The organism is Aeromonas sanarellii (assembly GCF_000820085.1).
Taxonomy (GTDB): Bacteria; Pseudomonadota; Gammaproteobacteria; order Enterobacterales; family Aeromonadaceae; genus Aeromonas; species Aeromonas sanarellii.
The window spans coordinates 1-16,793 of sequence record NZ_CDBN01000080.1 but is presented as its reverse complement, the minus strand read 5'-3'; the positions used below and the strand labels follow the sequence as shown (position 1 = coordinate 16,793).

The window sequence follows — 16,793 nt, the reverse complement described above, 5'->3', positions numbered from 1 at the left end:
TCCCGCTCTCCAACCCCACCGCCAACTGCGAGGCGCTGCCGGAGGACATCTTCCGCTGGAGCCGGGGCCGCGCCATCGTCGCCACCGGCAGCCCGTTCAAGGACGTGCACTTCGAGGGGCAGGACTATCGCATCGGCCAGGGCAACAACGTCTTCATCTTCCCCGGCGTGGGACTGGCCGCCATCGTCAGCCAGATCCGCGAGTTAAGCCCTGACATCTTCACCACCGCCGCCTTCGCGCTGGCGGAATGCGTGGATGAGGCGGATCTCGCCCGGGGCACCGTCTATCCGAGGATCAGCGAGCTGCGCAACATCTCGGTGCACGTGGCGACCGCGGTGCTCAAGGACATAGTGCGCCGGGATCCCTCCCACCCCCTGATCGGCCAGGATCTGCATCAGCACATCCTGAGCCACATGTGGGAGCCGGTCTATCTGCCCTATCGCCGGGTCTGACGGGGTTTCGAAAAAACGCGACGGGGTGGCGCCAGCCACCCCGTTTTTTTGCGTCTGCCGCCGGGGCGGTAGCCATCTCGGCCCAACCGGGGGCGGCGGGTCGGGCGACCAGTTGAAACCCTTGTCATGCTATCTGCCCGGAAAAACGATTGGCGTCGGCCACAAAAGTGCGTAAAATCGCATACTCGATGCTTGTAGCAACGAATCCCGCCTAAAAAGCCAGTTTCATGCCCTCCCCAAGCAGTAAAAGGCAACAAATGACGCCCAATGGCTCATTTTCTGCCTTGAAAACGTCTTGTGATGACTGAAAAGTGTCAAATATCCCTGTCAGTTATCAAAAAATTAAGGATACCCATGTTTTCCTTGGTCAAGCAAAGCGTCGCCGGGCTGCAAATTCTGTTTGTCGCCTTCGGTGCCATGGTGCTGGTGCCCCTGCTCACCGGACTGAACCCCTCCATGGCCCTGCTTGGCGCCGGTGTAGGCACCCTGCTGTTCCAGCTCTGCACCCGTCGCCAGGTGCCGATCTTCCTCGGCTCCAGCTTCGCCTTCATCGCCCCCATCATCTATGCCACCCAGACCTGGGGCTTGCCCTCCACCATGTTCGGTCTGTTCGCCGCGGGCTTCATGTACTTCATCCTGGCGGCCGTCATCCGCTCCCGGGGCATGGGCTTCGTGCACAAGCTGCTGCCCCCCGTGGTCATAGGCCCGGTGATCATGGTGATCGGCCTGTCGGTGGCCCAGGTGGCCTGCAACATGGCCATGGGACGCGCCGGCGGTGAGCAGGTGGTGCCACCGGCGACCGCCCTGACCCTGGCGGGCATTTCGCTGGCGGTGACCCTGATCGCGGCCGTGTTCTGCAAGGGCTGGATCAAACTCATCCCCATCCTGTGCGGTGTCATCGCCGGTTATGTCTCTGCCGTGCTGATGGGCCAGGTGAGTTTCGACGGCATGGTCAACGCCCCCTGGCTGGCGCTGCCCCACTTCGAGACCCCGGAGATCAACTGGGCCGCGGCGCTCTTCATGCTGCCGGTGGCCATTGCCCCCTGCATCGAGCACATCGGCGGCGTGCTCGCCATCGGCGGCGTGACCGGGCAGGACTACACCAAGAACCCGGGGCTGCACCGCACCCTGGCCGGTGACGGCATCGGCGTCTGCTTCGCCGGTCTCATCGGTGGTCCCCCCGTCACCACCTACGCCGAAGTGACCGGCGCCGTGATGATCACCCGCAACTTCAACCCGGTCACCATGACTTGGGCCGCGGTGTTCGCCATCATTCTGGCCTTCTTCGGCAAGTTCAACGCCCTGCTCACCTCCATCCCCATGCCGGTGATGGGCGGCATCATGCTGCTGCTGTTCGGATCCATCGCCGCCATCGGCCTCAAGACCCTGGTGGAGTCCAAGGTGGATCTGGGCCTGTCCCGCAACATCGCCATCGTGGCCGTGACCCTGACCGTGGGTGTCGGTGCCCTGGAGATGAAGATCGGCGACTTCGCCCTGGCGGGCGTGGGGCTGGCCTCGGTGGCCGCCATCCTGCTGAACCTCATCCTGCCCCAGCACTCCGAAGAGGGTGCCATGGAGAGCGCCAAGGACTGAGTCCGGGCACGGACTCTTTCCCTTGTCTGACAAGAGGCCACCCCAGGGTGGCCTCTCGCTTTTTGGGCCGGCGGCCCCCCTCTCTGGCCGCCTCTCCCGAGGGACTACACTCAGGAGCGTCATTCAAGCTGGAGGGATAGGCGATGAGGAAGGCATGGATCCTGGCCCTGTTCGGGCTGATGGGAAGCGGCGTGGCCGAGGCCGGTGCGGTGCGCTACGAGGTGGAGGGGCAGCCGTTCGAGGGGTATTACCTGGCGGCCGCCGACAAGCAGGCCCCCCTGGTGGTGCTGGTGCACGACTGGGACGGGCTCAACGGCTATGAAATCAAGCGCGCCGAGATGCTGGTGGCGCTCGGCTACAGCGTCTTTGCGGTGGACCTGTTCGGCGCAGGGGTGAGGCCGACCGCCATGGAGGAGAAGAAGAAGCTGACCGGGGCCCTCTATCAGGACAGGAGCCGGATGCGCAAGCTGCTGCAAGGGGGGCTCGCCGAGGCGGGCCGACAGGGGGGGCGGCTCGACAATGCGGTGGCCCTCGGTTACTGCTTCGGCGGGGCCGCCGTGCTGGAGCTGGCCCGCAGCGGGGCGGATTTGAAGGGGGTGGTGAGCGTGCACGGCGGGCTGGAGACCCCGGCCGGGCAGGACTACAACCAGACGAAGGGGCATCTGCTGATCCAGCACGGCAGCGCCGACGAGGCGGTGCCGCTCACCCAGTTCGCGACGCTGGTCGGCGAGCTGGAGCGCGCCGGGGTCAAGCACGAGGCGACCAGCTACAGCGGTGCCCCCCACGCCTTCAGCGTGTTCGGCTCGGACAACTACCGCGCCGACGCCGATGCCAAGTCCTGGCGGCGCTTCACCGAGTTTCTCGGGGAGGTGACCAGGGGCTGAGGGCGCGGCAGTGCCTGGGGCTGGCTGGTTATACTCAACGGACGGGGCGCCGCCCGATGGGGGACTGGCGTTCGGATCGACACAGTAAGGAGTCATCTTATGGGTCAGATGCGGTTATGGGGCCAGATCCTGGCCGTGTTGCTGCTGGTCGGGTGCGCAGCCAAGGGCGATACCCCGGCCCAGCAGCGCAATACCATCTTGCAGATGCGTCAGCAGACGCTCTCCACCATGTACGGTCAGGATCCGGGGATCAAGCAGGAGGTGGCCAGAGCCAAGGGCTACGCCGTCTTCGCCAACGTCAACAACAACCTGCTGGTGATCAGCACGGGCACCGGCTATGGCGTGCTGCGGGATCATCGCACCGGCCGCGACACCTACATGAAGATGGCCTCCGCCGGGTTCGGGGTGGGCATGGGGATCAAGAAGTTTCAGGCCCTGATCATCTTCAACGATGCGGCGGCGCTGGATCGCTTCGTCACCACCGGCTTCGACGCCAGCGCCCAGGCGGATCTGGCCGCCAAGTCCGCCGAGGATGGCAAGGTGGTGGTGAGCGAGGCGGCCAACGCGGACTTCCAGAAGGTGAAGATGTACCAGATCACCGAGAAGGGGGTGGCGGTGCAGGCCACCATGCAGGGTTACAAATACTGGCCGGACGACGAGCTCAACGGCAACTAGGGGCCGGCTCTTCGGACTCTCCCACAGGCGGCGCCCCCTCGGCGCCGCCTGCTTTTGTGGGGTATGGCCCGGGGGGATGTTCTCCCCGTCCCTCAGGCGGGGCGCTCGGCCAGGTTCAGGATCCTCACCCACATGGCGCCCTTGCCCACCTCGTGGCGGGAGGCCAGGGTGAGGCGCCCGCTCTGGGGGTCGATGCGGTGCACCGCCACCTGGTCGGACTGCTGCCCGGTGGCGATGAGCCAGTGGCCGCCGTGGTCGATGGCAAAGCCGCGGGGGCAGGCCTCGGTCGGGAAGTGGCCGAGGGGAATCAGGGCGCCGTCCTTCCCGTCGATCCCGAACAGGGTGAGCAGGCTGCTGGCCCGCTCGCTGGTGTAGAGAAAACGCCCGTCCGGGGTCAGGTGCAGATCTGCCCCCCAGCGCTCCCCCTGATAGCCTTCGGGCAGCATGTCCAGGCGCTCCCGCTCGTCGATGCGGCCGTCCGCTTCCCTGTGGTAGCGGTAGAGGGTGCAGTCCAGCTCGCACAGGCAGTAGAGGTCGCCGTTGTCCGGGTGCAGCGCCAGATGGCGGGGCCCGGCGCCTTGGGCGGTATGCAGATCCCCCAGGGGGTGGGGGGAGAGCCTGTCATCCTGCCCCAGGGTGAAGCGGCGGATGGCATCCTCCTTCAGACAGGCCACCAGCAGCTCCTGCCCTCCCTCGTTTCCCGCAAGCTGAGTCACCGAGTGGGCCGCCATCAGGTTGTCGAGGCACTGATGGGGGGGCTGCATCCGGCCCTCTTCGTCCCGGCGCGACACGCTGACGTGGTTGAAGGCGTAGGAGGCGGCGAAGAAGAGGCGCCCGCTCCCATCGGTGCAGGTGTGGGAGGCGCTGCCGAGCAGCGGCGCCGAGGTCGGGGACCCGAGCCGGCCATCGGCGGCGATGGGGTAGCTTTGCACCCGAAAGTCGGGGCGCACCCCGGCATGGAGCCAGCGCCGGTCCGGGCTGATGGCCAGGGGCTGCACCTCGCCGCCGGTCTGCACCTCCTGCAGCGGGCGCAGTTCGCCCTCTTCCAGCCGAAACACATGGATCAACCCGCTCACCGGGTTGGCCACATAGACCACTTGTTGCATTGCATGCTCCTCAACGACGGCGCTGCGTCGGGATGAAGGGGAATCAGGGATGGACGCTCAGGGTTGGCTCAGTATCTCCTGAATGACGGGCACCACGGAGAGGACCAGCAGGGCCGCCATGGTCTGGTTGAAGCGGCGGCGGGCCAGGTCGTCGGCCAGCCAGCGCTTGAGCAGGGCACCGCACAGGAGCCAGAGCCCGACACAGGGGAAAGAGACGATGAAGAAGATCAGGGCGATGGCGAGGTTCTGCTGGTGGAAGTCGGCCCCCGTGCTGGTGAAGGCGGCGATGGCGCCGGTGGCGACCACCCAGGCCTTGGCATTGACCCACTGGAACAGGGCCCCCTTGAAAAAGCCGAGGGGGCGGGCCTGAGTGCTCCCCGTCACCTCGCCCGCCGAGCGGGCGATGAGCCAGGCGAGATAGAGCAGGTAGAGGGTGCCCGCGCACTTGATGAAAAAGTGGAGTTCGGGGAAGAGGGTAAAGAGCCGGCCGAAGCCCAGCCCCACCAGCAACAGCATCAGGGTGAAACCGACGCAGATCCCCATGAGCAGGGGCAGGCTCCTGCGCACCCCGAAGTTGGCCCCGGCGCTCATCACCATGATGTTGTTGGGCCCGGGGGTGACCGATGCCGAGATGGCAAAGAGCACCACGGCGTAGAGATAGTCCATCGGCTTCCTCGTGGCTGACAGTCCGTTGTCCTCCCTATATTGGGGGGCTCGCCCCGCTTTCAAGGCACCAGAGAGGCTGAAAAAAAACAGGCCCCGTGACGGGGCCTGTGCAAGCGGGCGGGATCAGACGGGCTGGTGCCCCGCCGGCGGCAGCGCCGGGCGGGATTCCACCTTCTGTTCGTCTCCCTGCATGTTCTTGATGTAGACGTCCATCTGGTTGAACGCGATCTCGATGCCATGCTCGCGGAACAGCACGTCGATGCGGCGGTTCAGCTCGTCGATGGCCGGGTTGCGATCCCCCAGCTCGCTCACGAAGAAGCGCAGCTCGTGATCCAGGGTGCTGGGCCCGAAGGTGAGGAAGTAGACGGTGGGAGCGGGATCCTTCAGGACCCGGCTGTTCTCCGTGGCCGCCTGCATCAACAGCTTGCGGGTCAGATCCAGATCCGAGCCATAGGCCACCCCGACCCGGGCGATGACCCGGGTGACGGTATCGGACAGGGACCAGTTGATCAGCCGTTCTATCATCAGCTGCTGGTTCGGGATGATCACCTCCTTGCGGTCGAAGTCGGTGAGGGTGGTCGAGCGGATCCGGATCTTGTTGACCGTCCCCGAGATGGTGCCGATGGTCACGGTGTCGCCGATCCGCACCGGGCGCTCGAACAGGATGATGATGCCCGAGATGAAGTTGGAGACGATCTGCTGCATGCCGAAACCGATACCGACCGAGAGGCCGGCGGCCAGCCACTGCAGCTTCTCCCACTGGACCCCCAGCATGGCCAGCGCCGTCAGCGAGCCCATGCCGATCAGCACGTAGTTGAGCATGGTGGTGAAGGCGTAGGCCGTGCCCTGGGCGAGGCGCATCCTGGAGAGCACCAGCACCTCCAGCAGGCCTGGCAGGTTGCGGGCCAGGGAGAGGGCGGCGCCGAACAGGAAGAGGCCGGTCAGCACGTCGCTCAGGCTGATGGGATAGAGCACGGCATTGGCGCCTGTCCCCTCGCTCTTGTGCCAGAGCACCACGCTGTCGAGGTAGGTGAAGACCGCCACCAGATCGGACCAGAGCCAGTAGAAGGCGACGCCGAACACCACCAGCAACATGATGCGGGTCAGACGCAGGGACTGCTGGCTGACCTCTTCCAGATCCATGGGCTGCTCTTCGATGGCCTCGCCCCCTTCCGCATCCTCCAGGGTCTTGTGCTCGCGCTTGGCGACGGCGCGGCGATAGGCCAGGCGGCGGGCCGCCAGCTCGAGGCCGCGCAGGGCGGTGCGATAGACCAGGCTCCAGATGATGAGGAGGTAGAAGGACTCGATGAGGCGGCCGGTCAGTTTCAGGGCCGTGTAGTAGTAGCCGAGGGCCGCCAGCACCATGAGCGCCACCGGCGCCAGCGCCAGGGCGACGGCGGTCAGGGTCTGCAACATGCTCGCCTCGCCCTTGATGCGGGCGCGGGAGATGGGCAGCACCAGGTAGGCGGTCAGCCCCAGCAGCAGCATGGTCAGGGCCTGGCCTATCACGTCGTTGCCAAGGGAGGAGGGTTCCACCACCGCCTTGGTCGACAGCATGATGAGGGGCAGCAGGGGCAGCCAGAGGTAGCGCATGCTGTTGCGCTTGGCCTGCAGCTCGTCACGGGGGATGCGGAAGTGGGTCTCGCCGATGCCGCCCGGGCGCATCACCGACAGATAGACGCTGAATACCAGGTAGCCGAGGGCCAGGTTCAGGGTGATCTGGAAGATGAGTTTCGGGCTCAGCAGGCCGCAATAGGCCAGCAGCAGGCCGGCGGCCAGGATGAAGAGGGTGCCCGGCAGACGCTGCAGCACGGTGAACAGCAGGGCGCGCGGGGTGTGCCACTGGCTGTCCTGGCGGAAGCGGCCGAGATCCTTGGCGATCTTCTTCTGGCGATCGAGCAGGGTGCCGCGTTTCCACAGCAGCAGACCGCCCACCAGCAGCAGCGGCAGCGCCAGCAGGGAGACCGCCAGCAGCATGTCGCCCCAGCCGCTCCAGTCCGGTTTCAGCACCCAGTCGGAGACCTGCTTGTAGGCCTGGGCCGGCCAGCTGATGAACCACTTGGCGTCGATGGGCTTGTTGCTGCTCACCCAGAAGATGTGCTGTTGCAGGGTGAACTCGATGGAGGCATAGACCCGGCTCAGCTGCTGCTGGGTCAGCTGCAGGCTGATGGCGTTGGTGAGCTGGGCATCCATCTGGCGGTTGAGCTGGTCCAGCAGGCTGATGCGGGTGTCGATGAGCTTGGCAAGGTTCGCCTTGTCCTCCTCGCTCACCGTCTCGCCGCTGCTGGCGATCAGGTTGTCCAGATACTGGGTCTTCTGGAACAGCTGGTCACGTTGCTGGCTCAGCTCGAACTGGGCCAGGTGCAGGTCGGCGATCTGTTCTTCCAGGTTCTTCACCAGGGTGGAGGGCGCCGCCTCCAGCTGCTGGTAGAGCTGGTAGAGGATGCGCGACAGCAGCAGGTTGCCCTTGAGCATCTGCACCTGTTCGTTGAGGTTGCGCTCGGTCTGGGTGCCGCGCTCCAGCCAGCTCTTGGCCTGCAGATTCTTCTGGGCGAGCGAGTTGAGGCTGGTGGTGGCGCTGATGAGCTGCTGGCTGAGCTGGTGGTTGATCTCCTGCTCCTTTTGCACCAGGGGGTTGTCCTCGGCGGCCACCAGCTCGCCGGTCTGCTCGGCGGTCTTCTCGGTGTCACCCAGGCGCTTGGCGCTGCTCTGCTCCTGCAGGGCCTGCAGCTTCTGCTCCTCGCTCGCGAGCCGTGCGCTCTGGTAATCGCGCTGCTTGACCGCCAGATCCTGCATGCTGGTGCGGTTGTCCAGCTCCTTTTGCAGGTTGGCCAGTTGCAGATCCAGCAGGGCCAGCTCGGCGCCCAGCTTCATCTTCTCGGCGCTGCTCACCCCGTCCCCGGAATTGAGGCGGGTGCGGATCTCCTGGCTGCGTTGATAGGCGCGGCTCATGTTGGCCTGGGCCCGCTCCGGCAGGGTCTGCAGGCTGGTGATCTGGCTGCCGATGGTGCCGAGGGCCTCCTGGGCATCCTGCATGTTGGCCATGATCTCGGGCTGGCGGCTGTCGAGCTCCGCCAGGCTCATGGTGGCGTATTCGCTCCTGAGCTGCTCCGGGCTCTTGCCCTGGGTCAGGGCCTCGAGCCTGGCGCTGATGTCGCGCAGCTCGGCCGGCAGGGAGCGAATGCGCTCGTTCTGGCTCTTGGCCTTGCTCTTCTCCTTGTCGATGCTGTCGAGCAGGGAGAGGGTGTCGGTCAGGAACTTGTGATCCGCCTGCTGGCTGACGGTGAGGGCATCCGACTTGCCGAGGGCATCCAGCGCCCGCTGCACGGTGGCGCGCTGGGGCAGGTCCTGCGCCATGGCGTGCGGGGCGCAGAGGGTAATGAGTAAGCAGAACAGCGGCAACAGGGTAGCCGAGGCTCTTTTGAATCGTGTTGAGAGCATAAAACGTCCGGGTGATTATGCGAGGTTCGAAGGATTGTCCACCTGGGAAAAATCCGCGTGGATTCTAGCACCGGCGCGAGAGAGGCAGCAGGGGGGGGAGATAAAAAAAACGGCGCCCGAAGGCGCCGCTTTCATCGGTTCAGGGCTGATTACAGCACGTGAACGGAGGCGGTGTTGGTGGTGCCGCTCGGTACCAGGGCACCGGAGACCATGACAACCACGTCACCCTTCACGCCCATGCCGATTTCCAGCGCGGCTTCTTTGCCGATGCGATAGAAATCGTCGGTGGAGGCGATGGAGTCGACCACGTGAGTCACCACACCCTTGGTCAGCACCAGCTGGGCAGCGGTCTTCTTGTTGGTGGTGATGGCCAGGATCCAGGCTTTCGGGAAGTACTTGCGGATGGCCTTGGCAGACTTGCCGCCTTCGGTGGCGACCACGATCAGCGGGGCGTCCAGCTTCTCGGAGGTCTCGACCGCGCCTTTGCAGACCGCTTCGGTGATGCGCAGCTTGTTGCTGTCGTTGGCGGCAGACAGGTTGGACGGCATCACGGAGTCGGTACGCTCGCAGATGGTGGCCATGATGGTCACGGCTTCCAGCGGGTACTTGCCCTTGGCGGACTCACCGGACAGCATGACGGCATCGGTACCGTCCAGGATGGCGTTGGCCACGTCGCCGGCTTCGGCGCGGGTCGGACGCGGGTTCTTGATCATGGAGTCCAGCATCTGGGTGGCGGTGATGACCACTTTGCGTGCCTTGTTGCACTTCTCGATGATCATCTTCTGGGCGAAGATCACTTCTTCAACCGGGATTTCCACACCCATGTCGCCGCGGGCGACCATGATGCCGTCGGAGACAGCCAGGATCTCGTCGAAGTTGTCCAGGCCTTCCTGGTTTTCGATCTTGGAGATGATCTGGATGGCCTCGCCACCGTGGGCCTTCAGGTGCTCACGGATTTCCAGCACGTCTTCCTTCTTGCGGATGAAGGAGGCGGCCACGAAATCGACGCCCTGCTCGCAACCGAAGATCAGGTCGCGCTTGTCTTTCTCGGCCAGGGCCGGCAGCTTGATGGAGACGCCCGGCAGGTTGATGCCCTTGTTCTCGCCCAGATCGCCGTTGTTCAGGACTTTACAGATCACTTCGCGTTCGGTGATCTCGATGACGTCCAGACCGATCAGGCCATCGTCAACCAGGATGCGGTTGCCGACGCGCAGGTCGCTGGCAAAACCGGCGTAGGTCACGGCGACGCGATCCTTGTTGCCGATCACGGTCTGGTCGGTGGTGAAGGTGAAGGTCTGGCCGGCCACCAGGGAGACGTCGTTGCCGCCTTCCAGCTTGATGGTACGGATTTCCGGGCCCTTGGTGTCCAGCAGGATGGCTGCTTGCTTGCCGGTTTCGGCCATGACAGCGCGCAGGTTGCTGATGCGACCACCGTGTTCGGCGTAGTCGCCGTGGGAGAAGTTCAGGCGCATGACGTTCATGCCGGCATCCAGCATCTTGCCCAGCATTTCTTTGGATTCGGTCTTGGGACCGATGGTGCAGACGATTTTGGTCTTTTTCATGTCAGTCTTCATGGTTAAGGAATTTCCGCCGTGCAATATACACCAGTTTTTGGATACTTTTTATGATCCAGAAACAACGTTTTGAGCGAAAACGGCCTCATTTCACAAGATAACGTTTTCGCTCACTGTTGATTTTACGGGCTAAAATAATTGGTTTCTCCGCGTGCCGGCCCATTCGGTTCCCACTCTGCGTTCGCACCGGTGTCGAACGGATGTTGTTAAATAACAAGGCGACGAAGGCGGCGGGGGAGCAGGCCTTGATGGCCGACCGTCACCAAGTGTAGTGGGGAGGCCGTCGGTTGCCAGCAAGGCGGGGAGAAAGGGAGTTCATGCGAACGAAAAAGGCGCCGCTGGTGACAGCGGCGCCTTGTCGTTGCAGGGCCCGGCGCGGGCTTAGCCGAAGAACCAGTAGCCGCGGTTGACGAGGCGGGTCAGCAGTTGCAGGAAGCCGGCCTGGTCGGCGAGCTCCTCCAGGTCGTCCTGGGTGACCATGTCCTTGTCGCAGAGCAGGGAGATGGCGGCGGCATCCTCGCCCGGCAGGGTCCAGGCCTCGCCGTCGATGTAGCAGGTCCTGGCCTCACCGCTGAACCAGACGGTGCGCAGGCCAGGCACCTTGATGGCGGGTTCGCCCTGGCTCAGCAGGTCGGCCACCTCGTCGGCGCCGTAGTCGGGCTCCATGGGGCTCACGTCCAGATCGTGCTTGGCCTCGGAGATCATGGTGCCGAACCACTCCTTGAACAGGGTCTCGTCATCGAGGGCCTGTTGCATCAGCTCGCGCAGGCGGTGCAGCTCGTGGGGCTGGATCTCGCCGTGACGGGCGCGGGGCTTGAGGTCAGGGTCGCCATAGCGCTCGGTGCGCAGATCGTTGTCGATCAGGTGATCGGCGAAGGAGGAGATAAGCGCCCTGGCGTCCGGTGCGCGGAAGCCCACCGAGAAGTTCAGGGAGGGTTCGATGGCGTAGCCCTCGTGGGGGAATCCGGGCGGGATGTAGAGGATGTCGCCCGGCTCCATGATGACGTCGATGATCGCCTCGAACGGCTCGCAGTGCAGCAGGGCTGCATGGGCGGCGAACTCGCTTAGCGGCGTTGCATCGCCGACGCGCCAGTGACGCTTGCCCTGGCCCTGGGTGATGAAGACGTCGTAGTTGTCGATGTGGGGGCCGACGCCGCCGTGAGGGGTGGAGAAGCTCACCATGACGTCGTCAAAGCGCCAGCCCGGGATGAACTGGAACGGCAGCGCCAGCTCGTGCACCTCGGGTACCCAGTGGTTGCAGGCCTGCACCAGCACTGTCCAGTTCTCTTCCCCCAGATGGTCGTAGGATTCGAAGGGGCCGTGGGCCGCCTCCCACTTGTTGTTGAAGCGGGTCACCAGGCGCGACTCGATCACGTCCTCCATGGCCAGACCCGCCAGCTCGTCCGGACTGATGGGATCCTGAAAGTCGGTGAAGCCGCCCTTGATGAGGAGAGGGCGCTTCTGCCAGTAGTGCTCGAGGAAGTGGGCAATATCCAGATTGAGTTGGTACATGGTGCTTCTCGTATCTTGTGAGAGGGCTTGCCCAAGGCGGGCTTGGGCAAACCCTGTCGGGTGCTTGAAAAGTAGCAGGGGCCCTGTGGCAGAGCGTGCACAGGGCCCCTGTCGTATCGCGTTGGCCGCTTACTTCAGCAGATCCACCAGACGCTGGGCGTCGCCGATGTAGTTGGCCGGGGTCAGCTTCTTCAGCTCAACCTTGACCGCTTCCGGCAGCTCTAGGGTGTCGATAAAGGTGCGCATCCCTTCGGCGTCGACGCGGCGGCCACGGGTCAGCTCCTTGAGCTTTTCGTAGGGTTTCTCGATGCCGTAGCGGCGCATCACGGTCTGGATGGGCTCGGCCAGCACTTCCCAGTTGGCGTCCAGATCGGCGGCCATGGCGTCGGCGTTGGCTTCCAGCTTGGAGATGCCCTTCAGGGTCGCCTGATAGGCAATCAGGGAGTAACCCACCGCCACACCCAGGTTGCGCAGCACGGTCGAGTCGGTCAGATCACGCTGCCAGCGGGAGATGGGCAGCTTGCTCGCCAGGTGCTGGAACACGGCGTTGGCCAACCCCAGGTTGCCTTCGGAGTTCTCGAAGTCGATGGGGTTGACCTTGTGGGGCATGGTGGAGGAGCCGATCTCGCCGGCGATGGTGCGCTGCTTGAAGTGACCCAGGGAGATGTAACCCCAGACGTCGCGGTCGAAGTCGATCAGGATGGTGTTGAAGCGCGCCATGGCGTCGAACAGCTCGGCGATGTAGTCGTGGGGCTCGATCTGGGTGGTGTAGGGGTTCCAGGTCAGGCCCAGGGAGGTGACGAACTCCTCGGAGAACCGGTGCCAGTCCACGTTCGGGTAGGCGCTGAGGTGGGCGTTGTAGTTGCCCACGGCGCCGTTGATCTTGCCGAGGATCTCCACCGCCATGATCTGCTTGTACTGGCGCTCCAGTCGGTAGGCGACGTTGGCCATCTCCTTGCCCATGGTGCTCGGGGTGGCCGGCTGACCGTGGGTGCGCGACAGCAGCGGCATGTCGCGATACTCATGGGCCAGGCGCTTGAGCTCGCCGATGAGCTTCTCGCAGTAAGGCTTGATCACCTCTTCACGAGCGGTCTTCAGCATCAGGCCGTGGGAGTTGTTGTTGATGTCTTCCGAGGTGCAGGCGAAGTGGATGAACTCGCTGATGGCGGCCAGCTCGGGGTTCACTTCGACTTTTTCTTTGAGGAAGTACTCCACCGCTTTCACATCATGGTTGGTGGTGCGCTCGATCTGTTTGATGCGGGCGGCGTCGCTCTCGTTGAAGTCGCTGACGATGCCGTCGAGCAGGGCATTGGCGGCCGCGCTCAGGGCTGGGACTTCCGGGATCCCGGCGTGGCTGGCCAGTTTTTGCAACCAGCGCACCTCGACTTCGACGCGAAAACGCAGCAGACCGAATTCGGAGAAGATAGGGCGCAGGGCATCGGCCTTGTCGCCATAACGACCGTCAATCGGGGAAACGGCAGTCAGCGCGGACAGCTCCATGGGGTGAACTCCTGATGATTGGTGTGGGGGTTAAAATCGTTTGGCCAGTTCCACCATCTTCTTGCGGGCGAAGATGATCTGGGTGCGGCTGCCGCCGAGCTGGCGCCACAGCACCACGGCGCGAATGCCCGCCAGCAGCAGGGCGCGCACCTTGTGCTGTACCAGGGGCTGCTGCAGGAACAGCGGGGTGCCCGCCACCTGGATTCTGGGGCCTATCGGGCTGATAAGATCGCTGTAGATGCTCGCCATGTTGGCCAGGATCTGCTCGTCGAGCAGATCGAAATGCTGTTGCTGGCGGCCGATCTGGCTGATCCGCTCCCCCAGCATGTTGAGGATGTCCTTGCGCTTGGCGAGCTTGCGCTCCAGCGCGATCAGGCTCACCACGTAGCGGGTCAGCTCGGCGTTCTTCTGGCTGCCGTCGGCCCCCAGCTGCTCCACCAGGGCGCGGTAGCCGTCACGAATGGCGAGGTGGCTGCCGAACACTTCCAGCGGCTGCTTGGGATCGGTCACCAGCACGCTCTGCAGGCTCTCGCGCAGGGAAGCCTCGTCACAGGTGCCGTCGCGGGCCACCTTCTGTACCAGATAGGCCGCCTGGCAGATGCCGGCAAAGGCCATGGTCCTGTCTTGAAATTTGTCGCTCATCGTTTCACGGCCCTGTCTTGTTCACTCATTGGCTGATGCCGTAGCAAGCCATGATCCTTGTTCTGTGTGCTCTTGGGGAGAGGGGCCTGCCCCTCATCCGGCCCCTCTTCTGCCAGAGAAGAGGGGGCACCCTGCCCGATCCCTTAGAGCGGGTGGCTGAAGCGTTGTTCGATGATGCCGCCGCCCAGGCACACTTCCCCGTCGTAGAAGACGGCGGACTGGCCCGGGGTCACCGCGGCCTGCTTCTCGTCGAAGATGACCCGGATGGTCTCATCGTCGATGGGCTGGATCAGGCAGGGGATGTCTTCCTGACGATAACGGGTCTTGACGGTGCAGCGGCGCGGCGCGCGGATGGGGGTGCGATCCACCCAGTGCAGCTGGCTGGCGATCAGGCCATCGGAGTAGAGGCGGGGATGCTCGCCCTGCGCCACCACTAGCGTGTTGCGCTCGACCTCTTTGTCGACCACGTACCAGGCCTCTTCGGTGGCATCCTTCATGCCGCCGATGCCGAGCCCCTTGCGCTGGCCCAGGGTGTGATACATCAGCCCCTGGTGCGTGCCTATCACCTTGCCGTCCACGGTTTCGATGGGGCCGGGCTGGGCGGGCAGGAACTTGGCCAGGAAGTCCTTGAACTTGCGCTCACCGATGAAGCAGATACCGGTGGAGTCTTTCTTCTTGGCGGTGACGAGGTCGAGCTGTTCGGCGATGCGGCGCACCTCCGGCTTCTCCAGATCCCCGACCGGGAACAGGCTCTGACCCACCTGGGCTTCGCTCAGGGTGTAGAGGAAGTAGCTCTGATCCTTGTTGGTATCCAGACCGCGCAGCAGGCGCGGGCGGCCGGTGCTGTCGTCACGGCGCACATAGTGGCCGGTGGCGATGTAGGTGGCCCCCAGCTCTTCGGCGGCAAACTCCAGGAACGCCTTGAACTTGATCTCCTTGTTGCACAGGATATCCGGGTTCGGCGTGCGGCCGGCCTTGTACTCTTCCAGGAAGTGCTCGAACACGTTGTCCCAGTACTCGGCGGCGAAGTTGATGGTGTGGAGTTTCATCCCCAGCTTGTCGCAGACGGCCTTGGCATCAGCCAAATCCTGGGCGGCAGAGCAGTACTCGTCCGTGTCGTCTTCTTCCCAGTTCTTCATGAACAAGCCTTCGACCTGATAGCCCTGCTGCTGGAGCAGGTAGGCCGAGACGGAAGAATCCACGCCGCCGGACATGCCGACGATCACCTTGATTTGGCTGTTGTCTGTCATTAGTCGAAGTTACCAGTTCGTTTAAACGGGGCGTATTCTACCAGAGTTTTGCGCCCCCGGTCACATCTCCATGCCGCCTTGCCCATCGGGAGCCCGGCAGCGGGAAATCGTTTTTCTTGTCTCGGCCCCATAGCGTCAAAAAGAGCGTCCAATGGCGCTTAAATGAAGGCCTTGAGGGCCGACAGGGGCAGGCGTGTGCCGGCCAGATAGTCCTGGATGCACTGCCACACCAGGGGGCTGCGCAGGGCCGGCTTGCACTCGGCGATCTCCTCCAGGCTGAGCCAGTGGCAGGCCAGCACGTCGCCGTCGGGATCCTCTGGATGGTGCTGACCCGGCGCCTTTTCAAGGTCGAAGATGACGGCGGTGCGCACGAAGGTCGCCTCGCTGTCCGCCGGCTTGTAGAGATAGACCCCGAGCCAGGCGGTGGGCGCGGCGGTGAGCCCCGTCTCCTCCTTGAGTTCGCGGCAGGCCGCCTCAATCAGGTTCTCCCCCGGCTCCACGTGGCCGGCGGGCTGGTTGAAGCGGCGCCGGCCCGCTATCTCCTCTTCCACCAGCAGGAAGCGGCCCTGCCAGTGCACCAGGGCGGCCACGGTGAGGCGGGAGGAGAGAGGGGGATGCACAGTCATAAGGACTCCTTGTCGCGTGTGTCGTGATTCAGGATTGGCTGCGGGCCGGTCGGCGGGCCGTGCCCCGACCGGCGCTGCGGGATTTGCCTGCGCTCGGTGCCGCCTCGCGCCCCTCCTTCCCGGGGCCCTTGCCGTGGGGGGCCTGAGCCGGGCGCCTGTCAGGGGCCCTCTTGTCGCCCTGGGCTTGCCGGTTGCCTTGCGGCTTGCGCGGGGCCGGTGCCAGCTCGGGGGCGGGCAGGGGGCGGCTCTCCCCCGGCGCCAGGCCATCGAGGGTCCACTCCCCGATGGCATAGCGGATAAGGCGCAAGGTGGGGTGGCCGATATGGGCGGTCATCCGCCGCACCTGGCGGTTGCGCCCCTCCACTATCTTGATCTCCAGCCAGCAGGTGGGGATCTCCTTGCGCATCCGTATGGGCGGGTTGCGCGGCCACACAGCGGGTTCGGCCATGATGCGCGCCTCGGCGGGCAGTGTTATGCCGTCGTTCAGCTCCACTCCGGCCCGCAGGCTGGCCAGGGACTCTTCACTCGGTATCCCTTCCACCTGCACCCAATAGGTCTTGGGGGTCTTCTCCCCGGGCTGGGTGAGGCGCGCCTGCAGCTTGCCGTCGTTGGTGAGCAGCAAGAGCCCCTCGCTGTCGCGGTCGAGCCGGCCGGCGGCATAGATGCCGGGCTCGGTGATGTAATCCTTGAGGGTCTCCCGTCCCGTCTCGTCAGTGAACTGGCAGAGCACCATGTAGGGCTTGTTCAGCAGCAGCAGCTTGCGATCCGCCGCGGCCACCTCAGGCTTGCGCCCTGGGCTCGGGGTGGGCGGCTGAACCTTGCCCACCCTGGCGGGGCGGCCTGCGTCGGGGCGGCTGGAGAGGGAGAGGCGG

At 64.5% G+C, this 16,793-nt stretch carries 14 protein-coding genes; 4 read left to right on the top strand and 10 right to left on the bottom strand.

Annotated features, from left to right (window positions below):
- From BN1132_RS15415 to BN1132_RS15400, 4 genes are all read left to right on the top strand, one after another.
- Positions 1–452 (top strand): malic enzyme-like NAD(P)-binding protein (locus BN1132_RS15415; protein WP_280136291.1); only part of this gene is annotated, 452 nt, incomplete at its 5' end.
- Positions 453–806: 354 nt separating this feature from the next.
- Entirely contained in the window at positions 807–2,045 is a 1,239-nt protein-coding gene (locus tag BN1132_RS15410; protein ID WP_042078653.1) for a uracil-xanthine permease family protein, read from the top strand.
- Positions 2,046–2,188: 143 nt separating this feature from the next.
- Complete coding sequence (locus BN1132_RS15405) at positions 2,189–2,929, top strand: dienelactone hydrolase family protein (protein WP_042078652.1); 741 nt, start codon at positions 2,189–2,191, stop codon at positions 2,927–2,929.
- Positions 2,930–3,028: 99 nt separating this feature from the next.
- Positions 3,029–3,604 (top strand): lipid-binding SYLF domain-containing protein, encoded by a 576-nt coding sequence (locus tag BN1132_RS15400; protein ID WP_244462953.1) that lies wholly within the window; start codon positions 3,029–3,031, stop codon positions 3,602–3,604.
- Between the two features lie 92 nt (positions 3,605–3,696).
- Here the strand turns inward: BN1132_RS15400 and pgl are convergent, their stop codons facing one another.
- The 10 genes from pgl to BN1132_RS15350 form a co-directional block, all read right to left on the bottom strand.
- Positions 3,697–4,710: a 6-phosphogluconolactonase gene (pgl, locus tag BN1132_RS15395; RefSeq protein ID WP_042078650.1), complete on the bottom strand. Its 1,014-nt coding sequence runs from the start codon at positions 4,708–4,710 to the stop codon at positions 3,697–3,699.
- Between the two features lie 57 nt (positions 4,711–4,767).
- Entirely contained in the window at positions 4,768–5,376 is a 609-nt protein-coding gene (locus BN1132_RS15390) for a LysE family translocator (protein ID WP_042078649.1), read from the bottom strand.
- 123 nt (positions 5,377–5,499) lie between these two features.
- Positions 5,500–8,817, bottom strand: coding sequence for a mechanosensitive channel MscK (mscK, locus tag BN1132_RS15385; protein WP_042078648.1), 3,318 nt, complete (start codon positions 8,815–8,817; stop codon positions 5,500–5,502).
- 149 nt (positions 8,818–8,966) lie between these two features.
- Positions 8,967–10,379, bottom strand: a complete 1,413-nt coding sequence (gene pykF / locus BN1132_RS15380) for a pyruvate kinase PykF (protein WP_042078647.1) — start codon at positions 10,377–10,379, stop codon at positions 8,967–8,969.
- Between the two features lie 393 nt (positions 10,380–10,772).
- On the bottom strand, positions 10,773–11,903 hold the full coding sequence (locus BN1132_RS15375) for a ribosomal protein uL16 3-hydroxylase (protein ID WP_042078646.1): 1,131 nt from the start codon (positions 11,901–11,903) through the stop codon (positions 10,773–10,775).
- Positions 11,904–12,032: 129 nt separating this feature from the next.
- A complete protein-coding gene (gene purB, locus BN1132_RS15370; protein ID WP_042078645.1) occupies positions 12,033–13,403 on the bottom strand; it encodes an adenylosuccinate lyase in 1,371 nt (456 codons plus the stop codon).
- 30 nt (positions 13,404–13,433) lie between these two features.
- The gene (gene hflD, locus BN1132_RS15365) at positions 13,434–14,045 is read right to left on the bottom strand and encodes a high frequency lysogenization protein HflD (RefSeq protein WP_042078644.1); all 612 of its coding nucleotides are present in this window, start codon (positions 14,043–14,045) and stop codon (positions 13,434–13,436) included.
- A 143-nt stretch (positions 14,046–14,188) separates the two neighbouring features.
- Positions 14,189–15,295 carry a tRNA 2-thiouridine(34) synthase MnmA gene (gene mnmA / locus BN1132_RS15360; protein ID WP_042078643.1) on the bottom strand — a complete coding sequence of 369 codons (1,107 nt, stop codon included), beginning with the start codon at positions 15,293–15,295 and terminating at the stop codon, positions 14,189–14,191.
- 158 nt (positions 15,296–15,453) lie between these two features.
- Positions 15,454–15,921, bottom strand: a complete 468-nt coding sequence (locus tag BN1132_RS15355) for an NUDIX hydrolase (RefSeq protein ID WP_042078642.1) — start codon at positions 15,919–15,921, stop codon at positions 15,454–15,456.
- A 28-nt stretch (positions 15,922–15,949) separates the two neighbouring features.
- The coding region (locus tag BN1132_RS15350) for a pseudouridine synthase (protein WP_052447035.1) at positions 15,950–16,793 on the bottom strand (844 nt) is incomplete at its 5' end.

Excerpts from the sequence above, each read along its gene's own strand:
- BN1132_RS15375 (WP_042078646.1), bottom strand. The coding sequence starts at position 11,903 with ATGTACCAACTCAATCTGGATATTGCCCACTTCCTCGAGCACTACTGG.
- mscK (WP_042078648.1), bottom strand. The coding sequence starts at position 8,817 with ATGCTCTCAACACGATTCAAAAGAGCCTCGGCTACCCTGTTGCCGCTG.
- pykF (WP_042078647.1), bottom strand. The coding sequence starts at position 10,379 with ATGAAAAAGACCAAAATCGTCTGCACCATCGGTCCCAAGACCGAATCC.
- pgl (WP_042078650.1), bottom strand. The coding sequence starts at position 4,710 with ATGCAACAAGTGGTCTATGTGGCCAACCCGGTGAGCGGGTTGATCCAT.
- BN1132_RS15405 (WP_042078652.1), top strand. The coding sequence starts at position 2,189 with ATGAGGAAGGCATGGATCCTGGCCCTGTTCGGGCTGATGGGAAGCGGC.
- BN1132_RS15400 (WP_244462953.1), top strand. The coding sequence starts at position 3,029 with ATGGGTCAGATGCGGTTATGGGGCCAGATCCTGGCCGTGTTGCTGCTG.
- BN1132_RS15390 (WP_042078649.1), bottom strand. The coding sequence starts at position 5,376 with ATGGACTATCTCTACGCCGTGGTGCTCTTTGCCATCTCGGCATCGGTC.
- mnmA (WP_042078643.1), bottom strand. The coding sequence starts at position 15,295 with ATGACAGACAACAGCCAAATCAAGGTGATCGTCGGCATGTCCGGCGGC.
- BN1132_RS15355 (WP_042078642.1), bottom strand. The coding sequence starts at position 15,921 with ATGACTGTGCATCCCCCTCTCTCCTCCCGCCTCACCGTGGCCGCCCTG.
- BN1132_RS15410 (WP_042078653.1), top strand. The coding sequence starts at position 807 with ATGTTTTCCTTGGTCAAGCAAAGCGTCGCCGGGCTGCAAATTCTGTTT.
- hflD (WP_042078644.1), bottom strand. The coding sequence starts at position 14,045 with ATGAGCGACAAATTTCAAGACAGGACCATGGCCTTTGCCGGCATCTGC.
- purB (WP_042078645.1), bottom strand. The coding sequence starts at position 13,403 with ATGGAGCTGTCCGCGCTGACTGCCGTTTCCCCGATTGACGGTCGTTAT.